This is a genomic window from Flavobacterium soyae, assembly GCF_021245985.1.
In the GTDB taxonomy this organism is placed as follows: domain Bacteria; phylum Bacteroidota; class Bacteroidia; order Flavobacteriales; family Flavobacteriaceae; genus Flavobacterium; species Flavobacterium soyae.
Map to the genome: position 1 here is coordinate 69067 of NZ_JAJQXA010000014.1, position 25335 is coordinate 94401.

Sequence of the window (25335 nt, forward strand, 5' to 3'; positions counted from 1 at the left end):
TTAAAAATATGAATGCTGATAATACTTCTTTTTTAGAATACGATAAAAAAAATATTCTTATTGAGCAGCAAAATGCGTTTGGATTTATATTCAACAATCTCGATTTGTCGAAAATCGCCTTTTGCGGAGGAGTTGCAGATTATTTGAACCTTCGCCAGTACTATCAAATGCGCATAAATGATTTGGATATAATGTATGAAAACGAAGAAGATTTAAATCCAATTAAGAGCAAAGTTGACATAAAGAGATACACCTCTAAATTTTACAAAACCAAAAACGGAGAAACATTGGTTTATAAGTTCAAAATTCATGGCAAGGAAATAAATATAGATAATTTCCCAAATGATTTTTCGAGATTAACCCTTACGCAATCACCTCTTTTGGGCAAAATGGTATGGCATTCCTCATTTAATGAAATGAAAAAATTTCATAACAATGAGATACATCTAAAAACCTCGGAAATAGCAGGAGTAAACTACGAATGGAAACGATTATATAAACACAGCCGAAAAGCTTCTTTGTACAACAATGTAACTTTCTTAGAAGAAAAAAACTTAATTCATACTATTAAAAAGAACATTTTATGAGGGAAGAGCCTAGAATAATTTACAGTTTAGATGCATTTCCTGTTAGTAATAATCGATGGAATCAAGGTAATAAATTTAAAGAAACGATTTATTCGACTGCATTAAGTATACTATACAGCCATTTATGGTATCAGGATATTGAGCTTTATGCAGATGACACTGCGTATAAGTTTCTTTATATGCTTCCTATCAGAGTTACTGAAATTAAGAGCAACAAAGACACCGTTATTTGGATGAAATCGAAAATTGATGTTATGGAAAAACAAATCAAACCTTTTGTGCATCTTGACAATGATGTCTTTATAAAGAAAAAAATAAATTTTGATTTTGATAAGGTAATTGTTGAACAAAACGATTACGAATTGTACGGTATGTACCAATATCGTTTAGATTTTTTTAATCAATATACTCAAAATTTAGACTATTGGAAACCCGATTTGGGATATGCATATAATTGTGGAGTATTAGGTTTTAGAGACTTTGGGCTTCGAGATCAGTTTTTAAAAGTTTTTCACGATTTAGAAGAAATCTTTTTAAAAAATCATAATCCCAAAATAGCAAAAATAGAGCCTTGCATTGTTTTAGAACAATATAATCTTGCGGCATTGTTACATCATCATAATATTAAACCAACATTATTGCTGTGGAAAAAAAACCTGTTCGAAAATTTCCAGCTAGCAGATAAAATTGGCTATTCACACATTGTTGGTCAAAAAAAATACAGAATTGACATTGTTCAGGAAATAGAAAACAGGCTTTCTAAACTGTTTCCGTATTGGTACAAAGAAGTAAAGAATGCCTTAGAGAAAGAAGGTATTGCTTAAAATAAAACCACACGCTGGGTGTAATTGAATACATGAATTTTCTATTTAACACATAGAAACATAGATTTTACTTAAAAACAAGAAATGCAAAAAAGAAATACATTTCTTTCACATAGCATAATTATGTGCGTTTAAAAAAAAGTGAAACGCCTTATTTCGAGCTTACATAATTCTATGTTTCTATGTGTTAAAATAATTACGATTAACAAGTTAAAACTATAAAAGCTATATATGAAACAACGATACAAGATGATTTACAGCCTTGATACGCTTCCTATAATGCATAACAGATGGGATATGGGAGACAAACTAAAGGAAACTATCTACATGACTGCTCTGAGTGTATTATACAGCCATTTGTGGTATGATGAAATTGAGCTTTATGTAGACGAAATAGGCTTTAAATTCCTGTATATGCTTCCTTGTGCCGTTACCAAAGTGCAAAACGAAAACAGAATCGACCTTTGGATGAAATCAAAAATCAATGCTATGGAACGTCAAACAGAACCATTTATTCACATTGATACTGACATACTTATTAAGAAAAAAATAGATTTTCTTTTTGATAATGTTATAGTAGAACGCAAGGAAGATACTTATGAAATCCATTATAAAAAGCAGGTAGAGTTTTTTAATAAATACACCAAAAACCTGCCTTACTGGCATACAAATTTAGGCTATTCTTATAATTGCGGCATATTTGGTTTTAATGATCTCAAACTCCGCGATGAATTTATAAAAAGCTATTATGATTTGGAGAAAATATATTTAGAAAACCAAGAAAACTTTACTGAATTAAAACAAGAAGGTTATGAAACCTGCATTTTAATAGAACAATATACTCTTGCATCGCTATTGAATTATAAAAACAATAATCCTACAATGCTTTTAAAAGGAAACAACATAACAGAGCATGGGAAACATGCCGATATTATTGGGTATTCTCATTTTTTTGGAATGAAAAAATATGACAAATATGTTGTTGATGAAATTGAACTTCGGCTCTCTAAAATATTTCCATATTGGTATAAGCAAATAAAAAATGCATTAGAGAAAGAAGGTGTTATCGCAAATAATCTGCAGTTTGTTTAGTGAAACAAATTAGTATTTCAAAATGGTAAAATAACAATCATGAGAGAATTTGAACAAAAGAAAATAGCTAATCACTCCCCTTCTACTTTTTTTGGACCAAAAGTTCAAAAAAAACTAACTACAGGGACAGTAGGAGATAAATATGAAATAGAAGCCGATAATGTTGCTGATAAAGTAGTAAACAAACGCAAAACTGGAGGTTTACTGCAATCAAGAAGTGAAGAAGCAGTACAGCAAAAGCCTATTGCAGAAACCATTTCAACAGTTCAAAAAAAGGACTTGGCACAAGAACAGCCTCTGCAAAAAAAAGGCAAGGAAAAAGAAGAAGATAAAAAGGTACAAAAGAAATCCGATAAGGAAGAAGACAAAAAAGTACAGAAAAAAGGAGAAAAAGAGGAAGACAAAAAGGTACAGAAGAAATCCGACAAGGAAGAAGACAAAAAAGTTCAGAAAAAAGGAGAAAAAGAAGAAGACAAAAAGGTACAAAAGAAATCCGATAAGGAAGAAGACAAAAAAGTTCAGAAAAAAGGAGAAAAAGAGGAAGACAAAAAAGTACAGAAAAAATGTGCCGAATGTGAGAACGAAGACAAAAAGGCTCAGAAAAAAGAAGAAAAAACAGTTCAAGCAAAGCTAAAAGAATCGAACTCAGTAAATGAAAAAGTCGAAAGTAATCTCAGCAGCTCAAAAGGCGGCGGCAATGCCATGGACAAAAACACAAAGCGGGAAATGGAATCGGGTTTTGGAGCCGATTTTAGCGGTGTAAACATCCACACTGACAGCAGAGCTGTTCAAATGAGCGAAGAGCTGGGCGCACAAGCTTTCACACATGGCAGCGATGTCTATTTCAATAAAGGAAAATACAATCCAGACTCCAAAGAAGGCAAACATCTGCTGGCGCATGAACTCACACATACGATTCAGCAAACCGGATCCAAACAAAAATCTGGGGCAATACAAAAATCGTCAATAGAAAACCATCAAGAAGATTTACATGCAGAAAGACCTGAAAATCCACAGTTTAAAGGCAATCCTCCATTAGAAAAAGCCAATGATAATCAGATGCTTATTTCTACCGGTCAAAAGGGGCAATATGTTGCGGAATTGCAAAATGGGCTGATGCAGGCAGGTCAAAGTTTACCAAAATTTGGGGCAGACGGCGATTTTGGAAGTGAAACACGAAATGCAGTAATAGGCTTCCAAGCAGAAAACGGTTTGAATAAAGTTGACGGTATTGTGGGACCGGAAACTATAGGAGCTTTAGATAATAAACTGGTAGGACAAAAAGGCGGTGATAATAATTGTTGTGGAGAAGCATTTCAATTACCGCAAAATAATAACGATTTTAACATTAATGATTCCGTTATGTCTTCCTCAACTTTTTGTTCAAAAGGCGATTTTAAAATAACCTCAACTGCCAATTGGGTTACACCACATAATGCAAAACATTATAATATACTATTGACTGCTATACAAGGAGGAACAATACATAAAACCGGCAGAAGATATGATGTTGGCAAAACAGAAACACAGTCATTTGCTGTAAAAACCAAAGATTGTATCTTCTTTAAAGTAGAGGTTAAAGTAATTAATCCTGGAGGTAGTCCAAATTTAAAAGGAAGTTTTAATGTAACCAATTAGAGATGCCAGCATTAAAACAAATATCAAAATCAAATCCTTCGCACTCCGCGTCACACCATGACAAGGGGAAGGAATCTTTTTTTGGTGTTCAGGCAAAATTGAATATAGGTAAGTCTAACGATAAATTTGAAGTAGAAGCCGACAGAGTCGCAGACCACGTGGTGGCCAATAAACAAACGCAAAAAGCAGACTCTTTCTTTTCGCCTTCGCCAGTAGTGCAAAAGAAATTGGCGCGCAATGTTCAAAAGCAAGAAGAAAAAAATAAAGAAGTGCAGCAAAAAACTGCTGCCGTAACCATAACACCTGTTGGACAGTTAAAAGGTGAATCAATCCAAAATAAACTCGATTCCAGAATAACTGAGAAACGAGAAATCAATCCGGCTTTTTCAGGATCAAAAACGTTAATTCAGCATAAATTAGAAGACAAAACCCAGAAAAAAGAGGAAACAGTTCAGAATAAAAAAGAAGTCAAAAAACCAGAAACTGTTTCAAAAAGCGCTCCATCAATCAAACCTTTAATTCAAAATAAAGGAGAAGAGGAAAATGTACAGCAGAAAAAAGAAGAGGAAAAGCAAAACTCAGACGAAGAAAAACAACTGCAAAAAAGCGCGGCTGGCGATGCCAATCCTGGCGATAATTCTAATATCGAGTCCAAGTTAAACAGCAGTAAAGGCGGAGGTTCTCCACTATCCGGAAAAGTAAAAACCGAAATGGAATCTGGTATTGGAGCCGATTTCAGCAATGTCCGCATACATAATGACTCTAATGCTGTTCAAATGAATAAGCAATTAGGAGCTCAGGCCTTTGCTACCGGAAACAATATTTATTTTAACGAAGGAAAATACAATCCGAATTCGAAAGAAGGCAAGCATTTACTCGCTCACGAATTAACGCATACCGTACAGCAGGGAGCCGCAATTAGAAAAAAACCGGAACCAATCTCCCCTGCTCCCGAAATGGTTCAGGGTTCGTTCCTCGATTTAGTTCCCGACTGGATCATCGATGGGGCACGACACGTTCCGGGTTACACTCTTTTCACCGTTATTATCGGTTATGACCCGTTACGACAAGTTGATGTAGAGCGAACTCCAATTAATCTGGTTGAAGGCTTAATGGGTCTTATTCCTTTTGGAACAGCCATATTCGACAAGCTTCAGGAATACGGAATACTGCAGCAGGTTTTTGACTGGGTAGAAGGAAAATTAAGCGAACTCGGATTAACAATCGACAGTATTCTTGATCTGGTTGAAGAGGTTTGGGACGAAATATCATTTCCTTACACCGGTATAATTGATTTAGTAACTGAAAAATTTAATGAAGTAGTTAACAGAATAACTTCTTTTGTAAGCGCAACGGTAGATCAGGTGATTACCTGGATAAAAGAAGCCTTGATAGGTGTAGCAGAACCTATACTGGCAGAAAACAAAGCTTGGTCATTAATCAAAAAAATAATCAAATACGATCCGTTACGCGATGAAGCTGTCAATGCCACAACGGTCGAAATATTAGAAGATTTCTTAATACTGATAGACAAGCAGACAGAGCTTGAGCAAATGCGTGAAAAAGGCACGCTGCAAAAAACTGCCGACTGGCTTGACACTCAGGTTGGAACTTTCAATTCATTATTAGGCGAACTTCGTGGACTCATAACGGCAGCCTGGGATGCTATTCAGCCTGCAAATTTGGTCAATATTGCCGATAATCTCTCTGCACTTGCAGATCAGGCTGGAGGATTCCTGCAGCGAGTTTGGGATTTTGCATCAGGTGTAGCACTAAAAGTATTAGAACTTGTCAAGGAATCACTATTAGGATGGCTGTCTTCTCAAGCCGCTGCCGTAAGAGGTTATTCACTTGTTAAAGTAATTATCGGAAAAGATCCTTTTACGCAAGAAGTCGTACCTCGCACAGTTCCAAATATGATAAGAGGTTTTATGAGCCTTATGGATGGCGGAGAAGAACAATATGCACAAATGGTAGAATCTGGTGCAATAGCCAGAATTGTGGGCGAAATTGAAGCTGCAGTAGAGACGCTCAACATGACACCGCAATCTATAATACAGCTCTTTACCGATATTTGGGATTCTATGAGCATCGATGACCTCATCCATCCGATAGATGCTTTTATGAGAATCATTGAAAAATTTGGAGAACCTATAGGCCGATTAATTGCTTTTGTAGCAGAAATTGTTCGAATCGTTATTATGGCGATTCTCGAAATCATGAATTTCCCATTTGACCTCATCGGAAATATCATTACAAGAGCCTTAGAAGCTATAGATGATATTAAGAAAGATCCAATTGGTTTCTTGAAAAACATACTGCGAGCGCTTAAACAAGGATTCGTACAATTCTTTGACAATATCGTTACCCACTTAATCAATGGTGTAACTGGCTGGTTAATGAGCGAGTTGAAAGATGCCAATATTCCGGTACTTACAGATTTCTCTTTACGCGGTGTTATCAGCTGGATATTAGAAGTGCTGAATATCTCGATGGAAAGAATCTGGGAAAAACTAGCAGCACACCCTCGCATTGGTCCTGCAAGAGTGGCCAGAATCCGCAGCATGATTAATACGCTCGAAGGTATCTGGACATTCATAAAAGATGTTCAGGAGCGAGGTATGGCCGCCATTTGGGACAAAATACAAGAACAGCTAAGTAATTTATGGAATACCGTTCTCGATGCCGTGAAAAACTTTGTCATGGAACGTATTGTCAATAGAATTACCGCCAGACTTTTAAGCATGTTAGACCCAACGGGGATCATGGCTGTGATAAATGGTGCTATGGCGTTCTTTAATGCTATTCAAAGTTTTATCAAATACTTGCGAGAAATGCTCGAAGTGGTCAATTCGTTTGTCAATGGCGTAGCCGATTTAGCACGGGGTAATGTCGCCACAGCCGCTGATTATCTGGAAAGAACTATGGGGCAAGCTATGCCTGTCGTAATAGGTTTCTTGGCAAACCAAGTTGGTTTAACTGGTATTGGAGCAAGAATTGGAGAAATGCTTATTGCTGTTCGTCAAATGGTTGATGAGGCACTTACATGGCTCGTGAATCAGGCTGTAGACAGAGGAATGGCATTGTTGGACAGAGTGATGGGAAGAGGCGGCGCAGATGGACTGACAACTGTTAGACAAAACCTGCATCAAGAAGAAGAAACTCATTTAACCAATGGTGGCATTACACATGAAAATGCTCAAGCTGTGGCACAAACTGTGGCTACTAGAAATAGTACTTTGGTAAGCTCAATACAAGTTGTAGATGGTGGTGATAAATGGAATTACAATTTAGTTCAGAGAGCAGCGGAAGAAGGTAAAAATAAAGCGGAAGCTGATAGTGATATCCACGAAGGAACTATTATTGGCAGTAATCGCAATAAAACTACAGCAAGAAGTGAATTAACAAGAATAACAATTTCTATGGTTGGTAATGGAATAGATCAAACTACTTTGGATAGATATAAAGGGCTTGAAGACGGTTATTTAAAATATTTACGCACCAAAGGCACCTCAGACATGATTCAATGGCCTCTAACTTATTTAAAACTTAGATCATCACGCAGCAGAGGAAGAAATGGAGAAGAAGGTTGGATTAAGGAACAATTTGGTGAATCAGCAGGAAAAAACAATCGTACGTATAATCCGAGAATAGTTGATGATGAAGGTAGATCAAAAGTGGTACCGACGATCCCCGATTATATAGAAGGCAATGAAATTGGAGATGTTAAGGATGTTAATTACCAATCATATACAGAGCAATTAAAAGCCATAAAACAAGTAGCAAGAGATCAAAGAAAACGATTCTCATTAATTATTCGTAAAGATGATAACCCCAATGGCGCAACGAGTTTGAGCTCAAACTTATCTAATGAAGTACAAGTTGGTCCACATAAAATTATTACACCAGAAGAAGCTTCTGAATAAAATTTAAAATTATGATAGTTTTTAATATATATACTACGTTTCATTTTGACAATTTAAAATCTGTAAATGATTTAATAACTTTTATTATCAACAATAAGTTTCCATTGTTTGAGAACTATGGCACTACTGAAGACGGCAATAAAAAAATAGAAAAATCTAATTTTAAAGCCATTGAAAAGATAATATCAGATTATCCAATACATGCTTTTGGAGAAATTTATTTTAGAACAAAAGACAAAAAAATTATTCTAAAAATAGAAAATAATGTAACAGGGATAAGTCGTTGGACCCTTTTCCTATCTGAAAATAAATTTGAAAACAATACCGCATTAAATCCTTTATTTGATTTTTTTGAACAAATTATTAATAAATATGACATCTTTTTTATTGGAGGAGATATACAAGAGGAATTTGATAAATCAAATATTAGAGAAGAAATTAATAGTAATGGAAAACAAACTATTATAAAAGTTGGTTTTGATGACATTAATCAATTACCAGGCATTTATTGGTTTAATTTTTTAACGAAAAAACTCATTCCAAAAAACTTTTTATCAAGCAAAGCGATCAAATCTGTATTTACTAAAACAATAAATGATGGGGTGTTTATTGTCCTCACTGAAAATATTCTTAGTAAGGATAAAAGAGATATTGCAAATAATATTATTAAAGTATTTCCTGAGAATTTATTTTTTGACAAAAATAAAAACGTGTATTTAGATTGGGCTTTAGATGAAATTATTCTTAAAAATAAAATTCAGGAATACAAACATATTTTACTACCCTACTTCGATATATACAATCACAAAGAAAGTAACAAAATAAACTGGAATACCTATGATGAAAAATCAATTGACAAAATAAAATCTTTAGTTGATTATAAAATTCTAACGCCATTCAAAAATCAAACAAAATTTGAAGATATCTGTACAAGTATACCTTTAATTATAAAAGAAAATTCTGCTTTAAAAAACAAATTGGAAAAGCTTACAATAAGTTTAGGTGTATTAATTGGGGATGCTTTCGTTGAAGAATACAATTGCCAATGGTCAGCAAATAAAGGAATTTTCAATTGCTCGATTATAATTCCTAAGCTTACTCCAAAAGGGTTTTCTCCTTTCTTTTTTATTCTTCAAATTATTGTCAATGATTTAGTACCAGAAGATTTCATTAACGAGTTGAAATATTATATTAAATAAATTCTGGAATTAAAAAATTAACATTTCAGAAAATATAATGTAGCCAATTATTAAGATGGCAACCAAAATAATAACTTCTAAAAACTTTAATCATGCAAAAAACATTCTACCAAAAAGAACTGCTCATTAAAGCAACACAACAAAGAAAAGGAGCAAATAATAACAAAAAAGATATTGAAAAAATTCAGTCCTGGCTTAATTTGTTTGCTATGCAAAATCCAAGTTCGGGAACGGCAACGGGTATCGATGGAGATTTTGGACCAGCAACAGAAAAAGCTGTGCTTAATTTTCAAAAAGCAAATAACTTAGCCCAAACGGGTATTGTAGATCAAAAGGTATTCGATATACTTGTATCTCCTCTTAAAAAAGCTTTTACAAGTCCCATATCTGGAAATAATTTGAGAGAATTGATTTTGAGTGCAGCTCAAAACCATCTTAAAAATCATCCTTTTGAACTTGTAATCAACAGTCAAAGCAATACCGGACCGTGGGTGCGAAGTTATATGGACGGCCATGAAGGTACCGACTGGTTTTGGTGCATGGGATTTGTTCAGGCCATTATTGACCAAGCTGCTTCTGTTCAGGGAAAAAACTTTAAAACCCTTATGCCGTTAACTTATAGCTGCGATACTGTTGGTACAACCGGTCTTCAGAAAAAAATATTGACCCGTTTTCAAACGGCCAGAACTAATCCGGCTTTAATAAAACCCGGAGATATATTTTTGATTCAAAAAACTACAAATGACTGGTTTCATACTGGAATTGTAGCTAAAGTTCAAGGCGATATAATTGAGACTTTTGAAGGTAACACCAATTCTGATGGTTCTCATAACGGAAACGCTGTAATGAACAGAATCAGAAACTTTAAACAATCTAAAATTGACTTTTTTTCAATCGAATCATTAGTTGTATAAAATGGAAAATGTATTCACTTACCTAAAAAACCAATTCGTATTTCAGCTTGACAATCTTTTTCAGGTCGAAAACCCAATGGAAAAACCTGTTTTGAACCAAATCGATTCAAATGGTTTTATCAACGAATTCATCATCGAAAATAATTTAACGGAAATCGATATTCTTTTATTGGGATTGGCTCTTGCACCGCACCTTAAACCTGATTTTTTAAGTTCGGTTATTGCCGAGTATTTACCGAATGGAGGTGAATTGCCTGAATTTGGAGGAATGAAAACGAAGAACCATCGCGGAATTTTACCAACGGGCGAAACGGCTCAGTTTTTAATTGCAGGAAATGATCTGGATAGCCGAATTTCATTTTATGATTATCTGCACAATCAGTCACTTCTTTACCATAAAAGAATCATTAAAATAGAATCGGTTCCTAATGGTGAGCCTAAACTGAGCGGTTTACTGATTTTAGAAGACGAATACATCGAAAAATTCATTACCGGAAAAATCCTAAAACCACAGCTTAGCAGTATTTTCCCTGCGCAATTAATTGAAACTCAATTAGACTGGAACGATTTGGTTCTCAATTCTGTTACTTTAAATCAGATTAAGGAAATAGAAACCTGGCTCAAATTCAACGATATTTTACTTCACGAATGGAATATGAAAGCCAAAATAAAACCCGGTTTCAGGGTTATGTTTTACGGCGCGCCGGGAACGGGAAAAACACTTACGGCCTCACTTTTAGGAAAATATACCCAAAGAGATGTTTATAGAATTGATCTATCTATGGTGATTTCGAAATACATTGGCGAAACCGAAAAAAATCTGTCTTCACTTTTTGATAAAGCGACTGATAAAGACTGGATTTTATTTTTTGATGAAGCCGATGCCGTTTTCGGAAAAAGAACAAATGTTAGGGATGCACACGATAAATACGCCAATCAGGAAGTTTCGTATTTGCTGCAGCGCATCGAAAATCATCCCGGATTGGTTATTCTGGCCTCTAATTTTAAAACAAATATTGATACAGCTTTTACCCGAAGATTTCAATCTATAATTGAGTTTGAAGTGCCTTCATCCAGCGAACGTTTAAAACTATGGCAAAATAACCTGCCTAAAGGAATTAAGATCGCTGAAGATGTAAATCTTAATGAGCTTTCAAAAAAATATGATATTACGGGCGCTAATATTGTAAATATCATTCAATATGCCTGTCTGAAAACTTTAGAAGATAAAAATAAAAGTATCAACCTTAATCACCTGCTTCAGGGAATTAAAAAAGAATATGCAAAAGAGGGAAAAATGATGTAAATTTTTAATTATTAAGTAATATGAATCAAGAGCTGAAATGCGCCGTTAGATACAAAATATTGGCAGTCAATATAGGTTCGAAATTCATTGGCGTGCCATAGGTACGCAACAAAATGATAACTATTGCGTACCTGCGACACGCTAAATTTATTTCAATTCATGTTTTCTACCAATATTTAGTGTCTAAAGGCACAGCAGATAAATATGCAACCAATTATTTACTATTTTTATTCTTTAGGCAGCTTGCTTCAAATCAAGTATTTTTACCTAAACCCAGTTTATCCTATCTTTATAAATTAGCTTTACAAAATAATCGTCATTTTTAATTCTCTTATAAAGAAACTATGAGCAATTTCTATCTTACTGCCCTTTTACCAATACAAAAAGAATATCCTTCGCATGTTTTACCTAATAGAAATTTTCTTCCATTTAATGGGAAACCTATGTATCAGTACATAATTGAAAAATTACTGAAATTCACTCAATTTGAAAGTATCGTAATTAACACCGATTCAGATGAAGTTAAAGAGTATTGTAAATGGAACGGCAGATTAAGAATAGTTGACCGACCGGAATCATTAATTGGCGAAGACATCAAATCAGATCTGATAACGGCTCATACCCTTGAGAAAATTTCGGGTGAACATTTTATCGAATTTCAAAGTTTTAATCCTTTAGTAACAAATTACACCATAGATAGTTTTATCAAACAATATATGGATCATATTGTTCCCGGAGAATATTTTGATTCGGTTTTCAGTATACAGCGTTATGAATTGAGAAATTATGATCTCGAAAAAAGAGAAATGAATGATGAATTTCAATTTTCAATAATCGAAAATGGAATTCTTCATGGTTTTACCCGTACTTCTTTCCGTAAACATGGAAAAAAGATTGGAAAAACAGTCTCGGCATTTGAAGTAAAAGAAATTGAAAATACGCTTCTGGATTCAGACACTAATTATGAATTAGTGAAGTTGGTTTTTGCTAACCAAGATAAATTTCCTGCTATTTTTCATAGCGGCGTTTAATTTACATTGTTTTTCAACTGATCGGCAATTTCAATAATATGCTCTTCATCAGTTCCGCAGCATCCGCCAAAAACATTCAAATGCGGGAAAGAATCTTTTAATACTTTATATTCTTTTCCTAATTCTTTAGGCACTCCTCTGTCCAGTTCTATGGCTTCGTCTAATTCGGCGTGGCTTTTACAGGAAGCATTTGCACGAATTGCTTTGATACGTTTTACCCAATTTTCATTTTTACTTGCGTTTAGTTCGTTTAGAAAATGTGTTGGGTGTGCGCAATTAATCATATAATATATCGGAGGAACATTTACACTTTGATCTACTTTTTCAATAGCATCTTTTAAACTCATTCCTGTTGGCAGTTTACCATTTGTTTCTACCGTAAAAGAAATAACCACAGGCAGATTAAAAGATTCTGCTGCTTTAACAATGCCAATTACTTCTTCAATATAATTCATCGTAATAGCAGAAACAAAATCTATAGAAGTGTGGCTAAAAGCTTCTATTTGTGCTGTGTGATATTGCCGTGCTTCTTCAATTCTCATACAATTCTCAGGCACATAACCGTCGCCGCAAGGACCTATACAGCCGCTTATCAAAATAGAATTTATATCATTTTCAAACTCTGTTTTTAAATCTGCTAAAAGCGTAACGGCTTTTTCATTCAGCGCAGCTAATTCATTTCTATGATGACCAATCTTTTCAATCCAATCTGGATTTGTACGCCAGGTGGGAGTTTCTAAAATAAAATTGGTTTGATACTTTTTTGCAATTTTTAAATATCGGGTGTAATAATTTTTAAGGGCATTATATCCTTCCTTATTTTTTAATAAATCAAAAGCGGCGAAATACGGAAGATCAAATCCTTCCAGAAAAACCAAAGTTGTTTCGAGTCCGCCGTCTGTTAAAAATATTTCATCCGTTTCATTCGGCAAAGTTTTTTTATTGTTTTCCATATCTTTTAAATAATTATAAATATTTAATAATCAAATAAATAACTATATAAATATACAAAATTTGATATTGCATAAAAAAATTATTCGAAACCAAGAAAACTCTCTTTTAATAATGAAAAACTGTTGTATTATTCTTTTAAATTTTGAACTTTTTTAAGAAGCATTTCATCGATTTCATCTAAAAATTCAAACGCATCCAAAGGAAAAAGCTGGTGAACAACTTCTAAAATTAAAGACAAATTAATAGTTCTTCTGATATCAGTTTCTGATATTTTATGCACATCATGATCAACGCCTAAAATACATAGTTTTAGCATCTCATTAATAACACATCCAAGCTCATAGTAACTTGAAAACTTAACCTCTGCAACATAATGTTCATTTTCTTTATTGGCCGATTTTAGGGTTTTAAAATAATAACGCATTAATTTTTTAAATTTCTCTTCATTATCCATTTCATTTTTTTCCATAATTTTTTATTTTTTAAATATGAGCAAATATACAAATTATAGCATATGTGCTATAATATTTTTCTTATTTATATCTTCTTTTTGATAAGTGAAAAAGAATGATATTAAACCAAGAAAATTAATCTTCGATAAAGAGGGTTTACAGTTGCTGGCTAAGCGACTAAAAGAAATACGCGCTGAAAAAGGTTTATCTCAAGAAGAACTGGCTTATCGTTCTGAAATAACATTATCGCAAATTGCGAGAATTGAGACCGTAAAAATAAATCCTACTGTAAGTACAATATTTAAAATTGCTCGGGCATTAGAAGTACCGCTTAGCGATTTATTTAATTTTGAGTTACCTCCATTTTCAAATGAATAAATTTCGAAAATGAGAAAAACTGAAGTGCCAGAATCCGTCAAAATTGTCGGAAATAATATAAAAGAGATTATTAAAGAAAAAAAACTTAAAGTAAGACACGTTGCGCACGATTCAGATTTAGATATCGAAGCATTAAGGAGATATATGTTAGGAAAACAAATTATGGGTATTGACAAACTTATTCGTATCAGTAAAGCTCTAAATGTTGAAATAGCAGAATTATTCCAAAAAATATAATTTAAAGATTTTATCTAACTTTAAGAAAACCATTCGAATTGAATGGTTTTCTTGTTTTTATGTTTTATTTATTTTGGTATCTGTCCAGCTCTGCAAAGTGTTCCTTAATCACGCGCACAAATGTCTCCGACTTTACATAAAGCTTCAATAATAAAATCTTTTCAAGTTGATATAACTAAAATACTCATTATGAAGTATATCATTTACATAACAATGCTGTAACAAACTATTTTGAAAGCATAAATATCTCCTAAAAACCGTTTCAACCGCAATTTTGTCCGTCTCCCCCAAATATATTCCATGAACTAATTACAGCCGTAATACTTTTGGCCTGTATAAAAAACAATAGTATATATATAATAAAATTTAAATTATGAAAATCTTAAAAAAATTATTCATTGGTTCTCTTTTTCTTGTCTCTGCAAGCGGCTTTAGTCAAAGTTTCTTTAAAAACTTGCAGGAACATCTTTATTTTGGTGTAAAAGCAGGAGCAAATTACAGTGATTTTACAAATGCCGATTTTGATACTGAAGGCTTGACCGGGTTTCATGCCGGTGCTTTGGTCGGGTATAAATTCAATGATCACTTTGCTGTTCAGGAAGAGTTTCTATACTCAACTCAAGGGGCAAAAATTAAAGGCGGTACTATGGATGGTGAAGATATAAAGCTTTCGTATGTAACTGTTCCGATTCTTTTAAAATACAAAACAGACTTCGGATTGTACTTTGAAGCAGGACCGCAGATTGGAATCTTGGTCGACGAAGATTTTACAAGTCTGGGAATTAGTTCTGACACGAAATTTGCTGAAAAAATTGACGGCGGAGCTGCTGCCGGTATTGGTTATCAATTTCAAAACGGACTTGGAATTGGAGCCCGATATTACCATTCTTTTACCGATGTTACTAAAATAAAAACAGCGGGCATAAATAGTGATTTTCAAAATAATACTACACAAGTAAGCTTATTTTATATCTTTTAACAGATATAAAAGTTACGCACTTGCTTTTATTTACAATCAGCAGCTTCTGATACTTCAGAGTATTCAGCAGCTGCTTTTTAAATATAAAATTATATGGTCTTCCCTGCTTTATCACAGTAATAGATCATTAAATTTGTATATTTCCTAAAAGAAATAGAATCTTTATAATCAAGAAAATAATTCGATTTTTTAGTACTGCATATTTAGATGATAAGAAATATAAAAAGATCAGTAACTCCTCAAAACACCAAAGAAATCCGAAGGCTTAACATGTTTCTTGTAGGATTGGCTTTTCCGTTTACTTTTTTATTGCTTTTCCTTTTTGAGGAAATCCTTTCAGCTCTCTTTGTTCTCGCTATTAAAACTGCCTGCTACATGCTTATCACAAGTAATTTATTAGTCTGGATATTAAAGTATAGTGCTAAAAAGTTTCCTGATAATCTTTTCAAATTTAATTGCTGCAGATATACGCTAAGTTACATTTCGGGCATTACAATCTATCTTACATTGTGGCCAATTTTTGCCTCTCTGGCTAACATCCCCACCCGTTTAGACAATTATAAACTCTTAGCAGCTTTTATAGCTATTTCTACAGTATTGACTACAATTATACTGTTTCTTCATGATTTTGTAATATTCAAAGAAAATAAAATCCAGACAGAACTTGATTATTCGCGCTTGCAACTTCGCAGTACCCAGGCTGAGAATCTCTTATTAAAACAGCAGATCCATCCTCATTTTTTATTTAATTCCTTAAATACATTAAAAGCTTTATATAAAAAAGACCCCAATTTGGGCGAAGTGTATCTGCTGCAGTTAGCCGATTTTCTGCGTTCGGCAGTATCATTAAATAATAGTCATGCTGCTACACTTGAACAAGAATTGGAAATTTGTAAAAACTACTTGAATATGCAGAAAATTCGTTTCAATAATGCATTAGAATGGAACCTGCAGATAGAAAATCCTGAAATGTTAAAAGGTTATATACCTGCTTTTTCGCTTCAGCCATTGCTGGAAAATGCTATTAAGCATAATATATTTACCAAAGAAATGCCATTGAAAATCTTAATTGAACAGCGAGATTCTTATATAACTGTATTTAATGTTATTAACTTGAGAAATGCAGGAGAAACATCTACTAAAAGCGGATTAAGCAATTTAGCCGAACGTTATCTGCTATGGTCTGGTGAAGAAATTATAGTTAAAAATGATGGAATTTCTTTTTCTGTCAGCATTAAAATCATGAGTCATGAAAATCGTAATTATTGAGGATGAAATACTAGTTGCAGAAGAACTTGTCAGCAATCTTAAACAAATAGATCCAAATATTGAGATTATAAGTATTTTAAGCTCTGTAAAAGAAGCTGTAAATTATTTTAATGCAAATCCGCAGCCGGATCTTATCTTCAGTGATATTCAGCTTGGTGACGGATTAAGCTTTGATATTGCAAAGGATATCACCATAGATGTTCCTGTTATTTTTTGCACGGCCTTTGATGAATATGCTCTGGAAGCATTTCGGGTTAACGGAATTGAATATATCCTGAAACCTTTTAGTCTGGAATCTTTGGGAAAAGCACTGCTAAAATTTCAAAATATGCAGAAAATCATGGCCGGAAGTATTGCTCAAAAATACGAAGCTGCAATGGAAGCATTAAAGGCTAAGAATAAAAACAGCAGTACTACAATCATGGTAAAATACAGAGACAGACTGCTGCCATTTGCCCATGATAAAATAGCTTTGTTTTATCTTGAAAATGAAATTACCTATATGCGGTGCCATAATGGAAAAGTTTATTCTATGAGCGAAAGTCTTGAAGAACTGGAACATAAGACTGCAGAGAAATTCTTTAGAATGAACAGACAATTTTTAGTAAACCGTAACGCTATTATTGATGTGACAGATTATTTTCCAAGAAAACTTAAAGTTAATCTGCTCTTTTCATTTGACAAAGATATTATTGTAAGCAGAGAAAAAAGAAGCAGACTGCTGGCCTGGCTTACCGTTTAGAGTAAAATTACAAAAGTTAAAAAGGTGGAAGAGCTGAATAATAAAATCGTCGAAAAAAAGTAAACGGCTGTTTATCATTTATAATTCTAGTTTCAAATCAATCAATACTTTACAAAAAGCAGGTACAAATTGTGAATATCTATTTCCCGAAATCCTAATTTATTTTCCTGTAAAATCTATCTTTGACATCCTTAAAAAATAGAAAAAATGAGTGCAATTTGGTACGAATGCAAAGTAAAGTATAGAAAAACCGATGAAACTGGAGGCCAAAAAGTTTTAACAGAACCTTATTTGGTAGATGCGGTATCTTATACAGAAGCCGAAAAAAGAATTAATGAAGAAATGGCAGCTTATATTAGTGAAGAATTTAAAATCACCAATATTAAAGTAGCAAACTATGCCGAGATTCATCCTTTTGAAAATGCTGACCGCTGGTTTAAATCGAAAGTTTCTTTGATTGCTTATGATGAAGAAAGCGGAAAAGAAAGAAAATCAAATATGTATATGCTGGTTCAGGCAAATGATGTGAGAGAAGCTTTTGACAATACGATTCATGTTATGAAAAATACAATGGGAGAATATTCTATTCCAGCCATTTCAGAGTCAACAATTATGGATGTTTTCCCATATTTCAGTGGTGAAGAAGAAGAAACCGAAATGCTCGAAAGATTCAACGCTCTTAAAGCTTCAAAACCTGCAAAAGCAGAGGAAGAAATAATAGATCATATGGAATTTGAAACCATCGAGGAATAAATTTTCTTAAACTCCAAAAAATTCCAAATTCCAAAAAAGAACTTTAATTCTCAATATTGAAATTTTAATAAATTAGCTTCAGAGAAATCTGGGGCTTTTTTATTTTTTGGCAGTAAAACTTAGAAGCATTTTCAAATCAAAATAAACCCTATATTCGTTATACAAAACCATTTACAACCAAACCAAAAAACTCTATGAATAAAAAAACACTTATTTTAATTGGGTTTATTATTTTAAAGTTTGTCCTGCAATATGTTTTAATAAGTCCCGAATATGATTTGCAGCGCGATGAATATTTACATCTCGATCAGGCAAATCATTTGGCTTGGGGTTATTTATCTGTTCCGCCGGTAACTTCGTGGTTTTCTTATATTATTTTATTACTCGGAAATTCTGTTTTCTGGGTTAAGTTCTTCCCTGCCTTTTTTGGTGCTTTGACCCTTTTAATTGTCTGGAAAACTATTGAATTTTTAAAAGGTAATTTATACGCTTTAGTTTTAGGTACGCTTTGCATTTTATTTTCCGCTTTACTAAGAATCAATATGTTGTATCAGCCCAATTCATTTGATGTTTTGTGCTGGACATTATTTTATTATATTTTGATTCAATATGTTGCTGCAGAAAAATCAAAGTGGCTTTATATTGGCGCTGTTGTTTTTGCTTTTGGCTTTTTAAATAAATACAACATCTTATTTCTTTTAATTGGACTTTTACCGGCAATTATACTTTCTAAACAAAGAAAAATATTTGCAGAAAAAAAATTATACTTCGCCTTGATTTTAGGATTATTATTAATTCTGCCAAATTTGTTATGGCAGTACAATAATCATTTCCCAATTATATATCATATGAAAGAGCTGGCAGAAACACAATTGGTAAATGTAGATCGAGCAGATTTTGCCAAAGAGCAGATTCTATTTTTCATAGGCGCATTCTTTGTCATTCTTTCCTCTTTTTATGCCTTACTTTTTTATAAACCATTCGAAAAATATAAGTTCTTTTTTGCGTCGATAGTTTTTACATTAATTGTCTTTTTATACTTTAAGGCCAAAGCCTATTACGCAATTGGCTTGTACCCTATTTATATTGCTTTTGGTTCAGTTTTTCTTGCAGATGTTTTACAAAATGGCTGGAAACGTTTTTTAAAACCTGTATTTATTGCGCTTCCTTTACTATTTTTTATTCCGATGTATTATCTGGCTTTTCCAAATAAAAGTCCCGAAAAAATAGTAGCCGAAAAACTGGAAATGCATCGCTGGGAAGATGGAAAAGAACACAATTTATCTCAGGATTTTGCCGATATGCTGGGCTGGAAAGAACTTGCCCGTAAAACGGATTCGGTTTATGCCCTATTTCCAAAAACAGAAAACACTTTGGTACTTTGTGACAATTACGGTCAGGCCGGAGCTATAAATTATTATACAAAAAAAGGAATTAAAGCGGTTTCTTTTAATGCCGATTATGTGAACTGGTTTAACCTAGAACTTTATTATAAAAACCTAATTCGGGTTAAAGAATTTGAAGAAAACAGTAACGAACTTAAAGAGACAAGTCCGTTTTTTGAGACTGCTTTTATTGCTGGAGAAATCACAAATAAATATGCAAGAGAATATGGAACTACTATTTTTGTTTTTACAAATGCTAAAATCAACATCAATAAAAGACTCGAACAGGAAATCAAGGAAGAAAAAAAATACGCCAAATAAATGATCGATTTCGGCAATATTGAATATTTAAAAACTGGAAATCCAAAACAAATTCGGATTTACGAAACCTTAAAACAAAATAAGGTTATGGAAGTTCTTTCTGAATTTGATCCAATTTTAGCTGGCACAATTCCCATTAATATTGATATTGAAAACAGCGATCTGGATATTATTTGTTATTGGAGAAACAAAGCTGAATTTGCTTTTAAAATTTCTTCATCTTTCGAAAATAAAACTGAATTTAAAATTCGGGAAACCATTATTGATCAGCGCGAATCTGTAATCGCCAATTTTAAAATAGATGATTTTGAAATTGAAATTTTCGGACAAAATATTCCATCCAAAAATCAAAACGCATACAAACATATGATTGTTGAACATGAAATATTGGAATCTAAAGGCGAAAAATTTCGTTTAGAAATCATAAAACTCAAACAAAATGGTTACAAAACCGAACCTGCTTTTGGCGAATTACTAGGTTTAAAAACCAATCCCTATTTAGAATTACTCGAATATAAAGTGTGATTCTAAAGACACAAACCAACAATGCACTACATATCAAATACTTACACTAAATAATGGTTAACAAAAAATATTTCAATAATTTCTTTGCATAACAGTATTTAGTGCGTATCTTTGCACCCGAAACAACGCGGGATAGAGCAGTAGGCAGCTCGTCGGGCTCATAACCCGAAGGTCACAGGTTCGAGTCCTGTTCCCGCTACTAAGCAAAGCTCCAGAGAAATCTGGAGCTTTTTTCTTTATATAAAAAGTACTTTGTAAACAATCTGCTTTTTTATTGCTTTTCTTTATGTTAATACATTGAAAAGCAATAATTATCTTAATTATTTATTTAAAATTATATTTTAATCGTAAACCCAATGCTTAAAAAAAACAAGCCCCAAATTCTTATTTTTACTCTTTTAAGTTTATTTTTTTCCATCAATTCATTTTCCCAAAAAAATCTTTATGCCGGAATTGAAATTGGCCGAAGAGCTATAAAAGTTTCAGTTCTGGATGTAAGTAATATCAAGAAAGCCGATTATAAAATTCTTTCTTTCTGGACTGAGAGAATTAATTTTGCCGAACATATTGCTAATACCGGCGAACTTACTGAAGACGATATTAACAAAGCCAGCACTATTGCAGCCGATCAACTGGTAAAAATAAGAGCCGAATATAAAATGCCTGAAACAAATATTTTTATCGTAGCTGCTCCCGTTTTTTCATCTGCCCGTAACGTCCATCTTTTAAAAAATAAAATTGCTACACTAACCAACAAAGATCTTGATATTCTTAATGTTAACGAAGAGGCTAAAACACTGGTTAAAGGTGCAATACCTCCTGTTGATTATTCTAATGCCTTTTTACTTGATATTGGCGCACAAACTACTAAAGGCGGATACATTGACGAACTTGAAGATAATAAATTAGAGTTTATACCTTTAGAGCTTGATTTTGGTACAATGACACTTACCGATGCGGTGAAAAAGACGGTTGTTAATCAAACCCAGGTTAATGATATGTCGGCATATCAGGAAAAGTCTTTTGATTTTAACTCAGTGCTGCGTAAGAAGGTACAGGAAATGCTGGACAAAAATCCCCTTTTATTAAAAAAAGACAAAATATATTTATCAGGCGGAGCTGTCTGGGCTTTTGCAACTCTATATTATAATGAAAATGTAAAAGAGCATTATATTTCTTTAAACATGGAAGACATTCTTAATTACGATGCAATCCTGAAAAATAACTTCGTTAAATTCACTAACCTTGCTAAAACTAATAAAGAAGCAGCCAGAGTTTTGAGTACCTATAACCAGGAATATTTAATTTCTGCAAATAACATATTAACTGCCTGTTTGGAAGGTGTTCCTAATTTAGAAACAAAGAAAATATACTTTGTAAAAGAAGGGCAAGTAACCTGGCTTATCTCTTACATTGCAGATCGTTCTAAAAAGGTAAATACTAATTTTTAAGATATCTCCTTTATCATTCTTATAAAGCTTCAGAGAAATCTGGAGCTTTTTTATTTTGCATGGTGTTGAATCTCAATTACCCAAGAATAAATCATAAAAAAGTCAGGAAATTTGTATTAGGTTTAGAACATAAAATAATTTGTAAAATTTTTCTTAATTTAAAAGCTAAAAAGCTGTATTTTAGCTGTTTAAAATTAATAATTTTATGTATTCAATAGCTCAATATACAGATTTTTTTATTAGTTATTTAGAGAATCAAATTATTGATAAAGAACCTAAAAATCTTTATGAACCCATAAACTATATAATGTCATTGGGAGGAAAACGAATACGGCCTGTTCTTACTTTACTTACTACAGAAATTTTTGGTACAGACTACAAATTAGCATTACAAGCTGCTTTGGCAATAGAGGTCTTTCATAACTCTTCATTAGTTCATGATGATATTATAGACGAAGACCCTATTCGAAGAGGAAAACCAACCGTACACAAAAAATGGAATACTAATATTGCTATTCTTGCCGGAGATGCCATGATTATTCAAACTTATCAATATCTGCAAGACTATGAACCAAATCTTGCTATGGCTTTGACCAAAGCAGTTAACAAGATGGCGCTAAAAGTTTGCGAAGGACAAACATGGGATGTTGATTTTGAAACCCGACAAGATGTTACGGTTTCTGAATACCTAAAAATGATTGAATACAAAACCGGAGCACTCATAGCAACATCCATGAAAATCGGTGCTATTATTGCTCAAACTTCTCCCGAAAACTGCAATTTAATTTATGATTTCGGACTTAATGTTGGACTGGCATTTCAGCTGCAAGACGATTATCTTGATCTTTTTGGCGACACTCCAACCTTTGGCAGACGATTATGCGGCGATATTATTTCGAATAAAAAAACCTATTTATATTTCAAAGCTCTTGAAATTCTATCTGAAAGCGAAAAACAACAATTAATGAAATTATATGCGGCTCGCCTTGAGGACAATGCAAAAAAAATTGAAATCATAACAGAATTATTTCTAAAATCCGGAGTACCAGCGGCTACCCAGGAATCTATTAAAAAATATACTTTTGTTGCTTCTGAAATTTTAGAGAAGATTAATATAGACGAAAATAAGAAAACTATATTGAGGGCTTTTGCGGAGAGCTTAATGGAGAGAAGGGTTTAGTTTTAGTATTAAATCTTTCATCAGAATAAAACCTCAGATATAAAATAAATATTAGGATTAAGTTGCTCTCAATTCATTAATTTCATCTAAAAACTCCAATTCATCCAGAGGAAAAAGCTGCAAAACTAATTCTAAAATAAGCCCTACATTAATAGATTGATTTTTTCCTATTTCTGAAATTTTATGCGTTTCATGATCCACCGCCAAAATACATAATTGCAGCATATTTTTAATAGCACTACCTAACTCATAATAGTTTAGGAATTTGATTTCAGCAGTATAAATATCTTTTTCATCATTAACACGTTTTAGAGTATTGAAGTACAATTCAGCTATTTGTTTAATATTCTCTAGATTTTTAGTTTCTTTTGTTTCCATTGATTTATCCTTTTTGAGATAATTCAAATTTGAACATATTTTTCTTTAATGTGGTTATCTTGTATGATAATCTATAAAAAAATATGGATTGTTTTACAAAATTTAACTTTCAACTGAAAAAAAAATCTGAAAAAAATTCAAATAGAGTATACTAAATTATTTAAGTTTTAAAATCTTAAACAGCAAAGTACACATAAATCAAGTAGTCATGTAATTTAATCGCCTCTGACTTTGGATTATTTTAAATATTTCAGAGCTAAAAGAGAAAAGTCGGGAGACTTTTAAGACTTACACAATTTCTAAATAACGAAAAATGCGCAAAATCAAAGACGTTTGCACATTTTTTTATTTGAACACCCAGTGAGGCATGTTTGTTCTAATTAATTATTTTTGAAAGTGTTTTTGGGAATAGTTTTCTCGAATAGTTTTTCATAATTCTCAAAATCTTTATCCTTTAGTATTGGGTATTGCAAAAGCAAAATACTATTCTTAGGATTATCTTTTTGATAAATAACAACATAATCTATGTCAACATTCGGCTTAACATCTGGAATTATAATATATTCATTTTCTATATTTTTGATTGTATATTGTTCCCCATCAACAGAATAAGAATAAGTTACATCATTGCGAGGTGAGCCCCCTCTCAATGATGTTTTATTTGAAATAAAGGTTTTTTCAATTTTCCCTTTAGTAATTGCAAAATTTGCCTTTAATTTATTTAGAGATATATTTTTTTCAAATCTGTCATAAGTTAGAAAAATTGATCCTAGACTAAGTATTATTAAAATAATTTTTAACTGATTGTTCATGCTATAGTAATTTTTATAAATATAATAGGTTGCACAAACAAGAAACACAAACATAAAACATATGTATATTTTAGTCTGACCATTTAAATTACTGAATTCTTTCATATTTCTATTGTTTTATAACCTTGGCCTAACTCCCCAATTCCCTGCTCTGCAAAGTGTTCCCTAATCACATATTCACGCTGGCAAATGTCTCTGACTTTGCGCTACTACAAACAAATATATTTAAAAAACGTAGACGTCTCAAAGTCTCTGACTTTAAAATAATCTAGAATTAGGCTCAACTTAATCTTATCAAGAAGTCAATTCAAAAAGTCAGGAGACTTTTGAGACGTTTATAATTTCTAAGAACAAAAAAATGCGCAAAGTCAGAGACATTTGCGCAGCTTTTCAGTTGAACTCTTCGGGGAGCGGGGGGCTATTAAAATTGCATTGAAAACATAGTTTTTACCATATTCAATTAAAAACTTTTACTTTATTTTTTTTATACTATTTAAATATTTTACATATTCTCTTTTTAAATCTTTAATATTTTCATTACGATTATCTAGAATTATTTCTTTTAAGCTATCGCGACTAATCTTTTCAATATAATCATTTACAATAATATCAGTTTGATTACCCACTAAAAGATTATCTATTAAAACAATACTTGCTTTAGAGTTACTTACAAAATCTTTTTCAGTCATATTTGATGAGCATAAAGGTTTAGTAGTAACCCAATTATTGTATTTATTACCGTCTCCTTTATTTTCAATTAAATACTCTACAAAAGACTTTTTTTGTTTGTAAAAAACTTCTACAGTCTTTTTGTATTCGATAGAATCTTTTATAAACTTTAAAGAATCTATATTCCAACATAGAAGAATCTCTTTTTTAGGCATATTAGAAACAACATAATTTTTTTCTAAAGATTTTAAAATCTTTTCATAGTTTTCGTTATTGCTATTACAACTTACGAATAAGCAAACAAGTAATAATGTATAATATTTCATTTTATGT

Annotated in this window: 24 protein-coding genes and 1 tRNA gene; 20 read left to right on the forward strand and 5 right to left on the reverse strand. The window is 32.5% G+C overall.

Annotated elements, in window-relative coordinates:
• The first annotated feature begins 8 nt into the window (after nt 1–8).
• From LUU93_RS16940 to LUU93_RS16980, 9 genes are all read left to right on the forward strand, one after another.
• Nucleotides 9–587, forward strand: coding sequence for a hypothetical protein (locus tag LUU93_RS16940; RefSeq protein WP_232682351.1), 579 nt, complete (start codon nt 9–11; stop codon nt 585–587).
• Nucleotides 584–1411 (forward strand): DUF6734 family protein, encoded by an 828-nt coding sequence (locus LUU93_RS16945; RefSeq protein WP_232682352.1) that lies wholly within the window; start codon nt 584–586, stop codon nt 1409–1411. The genes LUU93_RS16940 and LUU93_RS16945 overlap by 4 nt, the downstream gene beginning before the upstream one ends.
• Nucleotides 1412–1642: 231 nt before the next feature.
• Entirely contained in the window at nt 1643–2503 is an 861-nt protein-coding gene (locus LUU93_RS16950) for a DUF6734 family protein (protein WP_232682353.1), read from the forward strand.
• Nucleotides 2504–2542: 39 nt separating this feature from the next.
• Nucleotides 2543–4141 (forward strand): eCIS core domain-containing protein, encoded by a 1599-nt coding sequence (locus LUU93_RS16955; RefSeq protein WP_232682354.1) that lies wholly within the window; start codon nt 2543–2545, stop codon nt 4139–4141.
• Nucleotides 4142–4143: 2 nt separating this feature from the next.
• Nucleotides 4144–8067: an eCIS core domain-containing protein gene (locus LUU93_RS16960; protein WP_232682355.1), complete on the forward strand. Its 3924-nt coding sequence runs from the start codon at nt 4144–4146 to the stop codon at nt 8065–8067.
• 11 nt (nt 8068–8078) lie between these two features.
• Nucleotides 8079–9266, forward strand: coding sequence for a hypothetical protein (locus LUU93_RS16965; RefSeq protein WP_232682356.1), 1188 nt, complete (start codon nt 8079–8081; stop codon nt 9264–9266).
• Nucleotides 9267–9358: 92 nt separating this feature from the next.
• Nucleotides 9359–10180 (forward strand): peptidoglycan-binding protein, encoded by an 822-nt coding sequence (locus LUU93_RS16970; protein WP_232682357.1) that lies wholly within the window; start codon nt 9359–9361, stop codon nt 10178–10180.
• 1 nt (nt 10181) lies between these two features.
• Complete coding sequence (locus tag LUU93_RS16975; protein WP_232682358.1) at nt 10182–11486, forward strand: ATP-binding protein; 1305 nt, start codon at nt 10182–10184, stop codon at nt 11484–11486.
• A 344-nt stretch (nt 11487–11830) separates the two neighbouring features.
• Nucleotides 11831–12517 carry a cytidylyltransferase domain-containing protein gene (locus LUU93_RS16980; protein WP_232682359.1) on the forward strand — a complete coding sequence of 229 codons (687 nt, stop codon included), beginning with the start codon at nt 11831–11833 and terminating at the stop codon, nt 12515–12517.
• On the opposite strand, the gene LUU93_RS16985 is transcribed toward LUU93_RS16980, so the two are convergent.
• Together LUU93_RS16985 and LUU93_RS16990 are read right to left on the reverse strand one after the other, a co-directional pair.
• Nucleotides 12514–13470 carry a homocysteine S-methyltransferase family protein gene (locus LUU93_RS16985; protein ID WP_232682360.1) on the reverse strand — a complete coding sequence of 319 codons (957 nt, stop codon included), beginning with the start codon at nt 13468–13470 and terminating at the stop codon, nt 12514–12516. The two genes, LUU93_RS16980 and LUU93_RS16985, sit on opposite strands and share 4 nt — an antisense overlap.
• A gap of 128 nt (nt 13471–13598) precedes the next feature.
• Nucleotides 13599–13940: a hypothetical protein gene (locus LUU93_RS16990; RefSeq protein ID WP_232682361.1), complete on the reverse strand. Its 342-nt coding sequence runs from the start codon at nt 13938–13940 to the stop codon at nt 13599–13601.
• Nucleotides 13941–14028: 88 nt separating this feature from the next.
• On the opposite strand from LUU93_RS16990, the gene LUU93_RS16995 reads away from it, so the two are divergent.
• The 11 genes from LUU93_RS16995 to LUU93_RS17045 all read left to right on the forward strand — a co-directional run bounded on the left by LUU93_RS16995 (nt 14029) and on the right by LUU93_RS17045 (nt 23143).
• Entirely contained in the window at nt 14029–14301 is a 273-nt protein-coding gene (locus LUU93_RS16995; RefSeq protein WP_232682362.1) for a helix-turn-helix transcriptional regulator, read from the forward strand.
• Between the two features lie 9 nt (nt 14302–14310).
• Nucleotides 14311–14538, forward strand: a complete 228-nt coding sequence (locus LUU93_RS17000; RefSeq protein ID WP_232682363.1) for a helix-turn-helix domain-containing protein — start codon at nt 14311–14313, stop codon at nt 14536–14538.
• A gap of 373 nt (nt 14539–14911) precedes the next feature.
• Nucleotides 14912–15517, forward strand: coding sequence for a porin family protein (locus LUU93_RS17005; RefSeq protein ID WP_232682364.1), 606 nt, complete (start codon nt 14912–14914; stop codon nt 15515–15517).
• A 375-nt stretch (nt 15518–15892) separates the two neighbouring features.
• Entirely contained in the window at nt 15893–16786 is an 894-nt protein-coding gene (locus tag LUU93_RS17010) for a sensor histidine kinase (RefSeq protein ID WP_232682365.1), read from the forward strand.
• On the forward strand, nt 16767–17528 hold the full coding sequence (locus LUU93_RS17015; RefSeq protein ID WP_232682366.1) for a LytR/AlgR family response regulator transcription factor: 762 nt from the start codon (nt 16767–16769) through the stop codon (nt 17526–17528). The genes LUU93_RS17010 and LUU93_RS17015 overlap by 20 nt, the downstream gene beginning before the upstream one ends.
• Before the next feature lie 207 nt (nt 17529–17735).
• Entirely contained in the window at nt 17736–18281 is a 546-nt protein-coding gene (locus LUU93_RS17020) for a DUF4494 domain-containing protein (protein ID WP_232682367.1), read from the forward strand.
• Nucleotides 18282–18475: 194 nt separating this feature from the next.
• Complete coding sequence (locus LUU93_RS17025; RefSeq protein WP_232682368.1) at nt 18476–19987, forward strand: ArnT family glycosyltransferase; 1512 nt, start codon at nt 18476–18478, stop codon at nt 19985–19987.
• The gene (locus tag LUU93_RS17030; RefSeq protein WP_232682369.1) at nt 19988–20512 is read left to right on the forward strand and encodes a DUF4269 domain-containing protein; all 525 of its coding nucleotides are present in this window, start codon (nt 19988–19990) and stop codon (nt 20510–20512) included.
• A gap of 126 nt (nt 20513–20638) precedes the next feature.
• Nucleotides 20639–20711, forward strand: a tRNA-Met gene (locus LUU93_RS17035).
• A 157-nt stretch (nt 20712–20868) separates the two neighbouring features.
• Complete coding sequence (locus LUU93_RS17040) at nt 20869–21963, forward strand: Ppx/GppA phosphatase family protein (protein ID WP_232682370.1); 1095 nt, start codon at nt 20869–20871, stop codon at nt 21961–21963.
• Nucleotides 21964–22168: 205 nt separating this feature from the next.
• The gene (locus tag LUU93_RS17045; RefSeq protein WP_232682371.1) at nt 22169–23143 is read left to right on the forward strand and encodes a polyprenyl synthetase family protein; all 975 of its coding nucleotides are present in this window, start codon (nt 22169–22171) and stop codon (nt 23141–23143) included.
• Nucleotides 23144–23200: 57 nt separating this feature from the next.
• Here the strand turns inward: LUU93_RS17045 and LUU93_RS17050 are convergent, their stop codons facing one another.
• The 3 genes from LUU93_RS17050 to LUU93_RS17060 all read right to left on the reverse strand — a co-directional run bounded on the left by LUU93_RS17050 (nt 23201) and on the right by LUU93_RS17060 (nt 25328).
• Nucleotides 23201–23521, reverse strand: a complete 321-nt coding sequence (locus LUU93_RS17050) for a hypothetical protein (protein ID WP_232682372.1) — start codon at nt 23519–23521, stop codon at nt 23201–23203.
• 380 nt (nt 23522–23901) lie between these two features.
• Nucleotides 23902–24333: a hypothetical protein gene (locus LUU93_RS17055; RefSeq protein WP_232682373.1), complete on the reverse strand. Its 432-nt coding sequence runs from the start codon at nt 24331–24333 to the stop codon at nt 23902–23904.
• Nucleotides 24334–24803: 470 nt separating this feature from the next.
• Entirely contained in the window at nt 24804–25328 is a 525-nt protein-coding gene (locus LUU93_RS17060) for a hypothetical protein (RefSeq protein ID WP_232682374.1), read from the reverse strand.
• Nucleotides 25329–25335 lie beyond the last annotated feature (7 nt).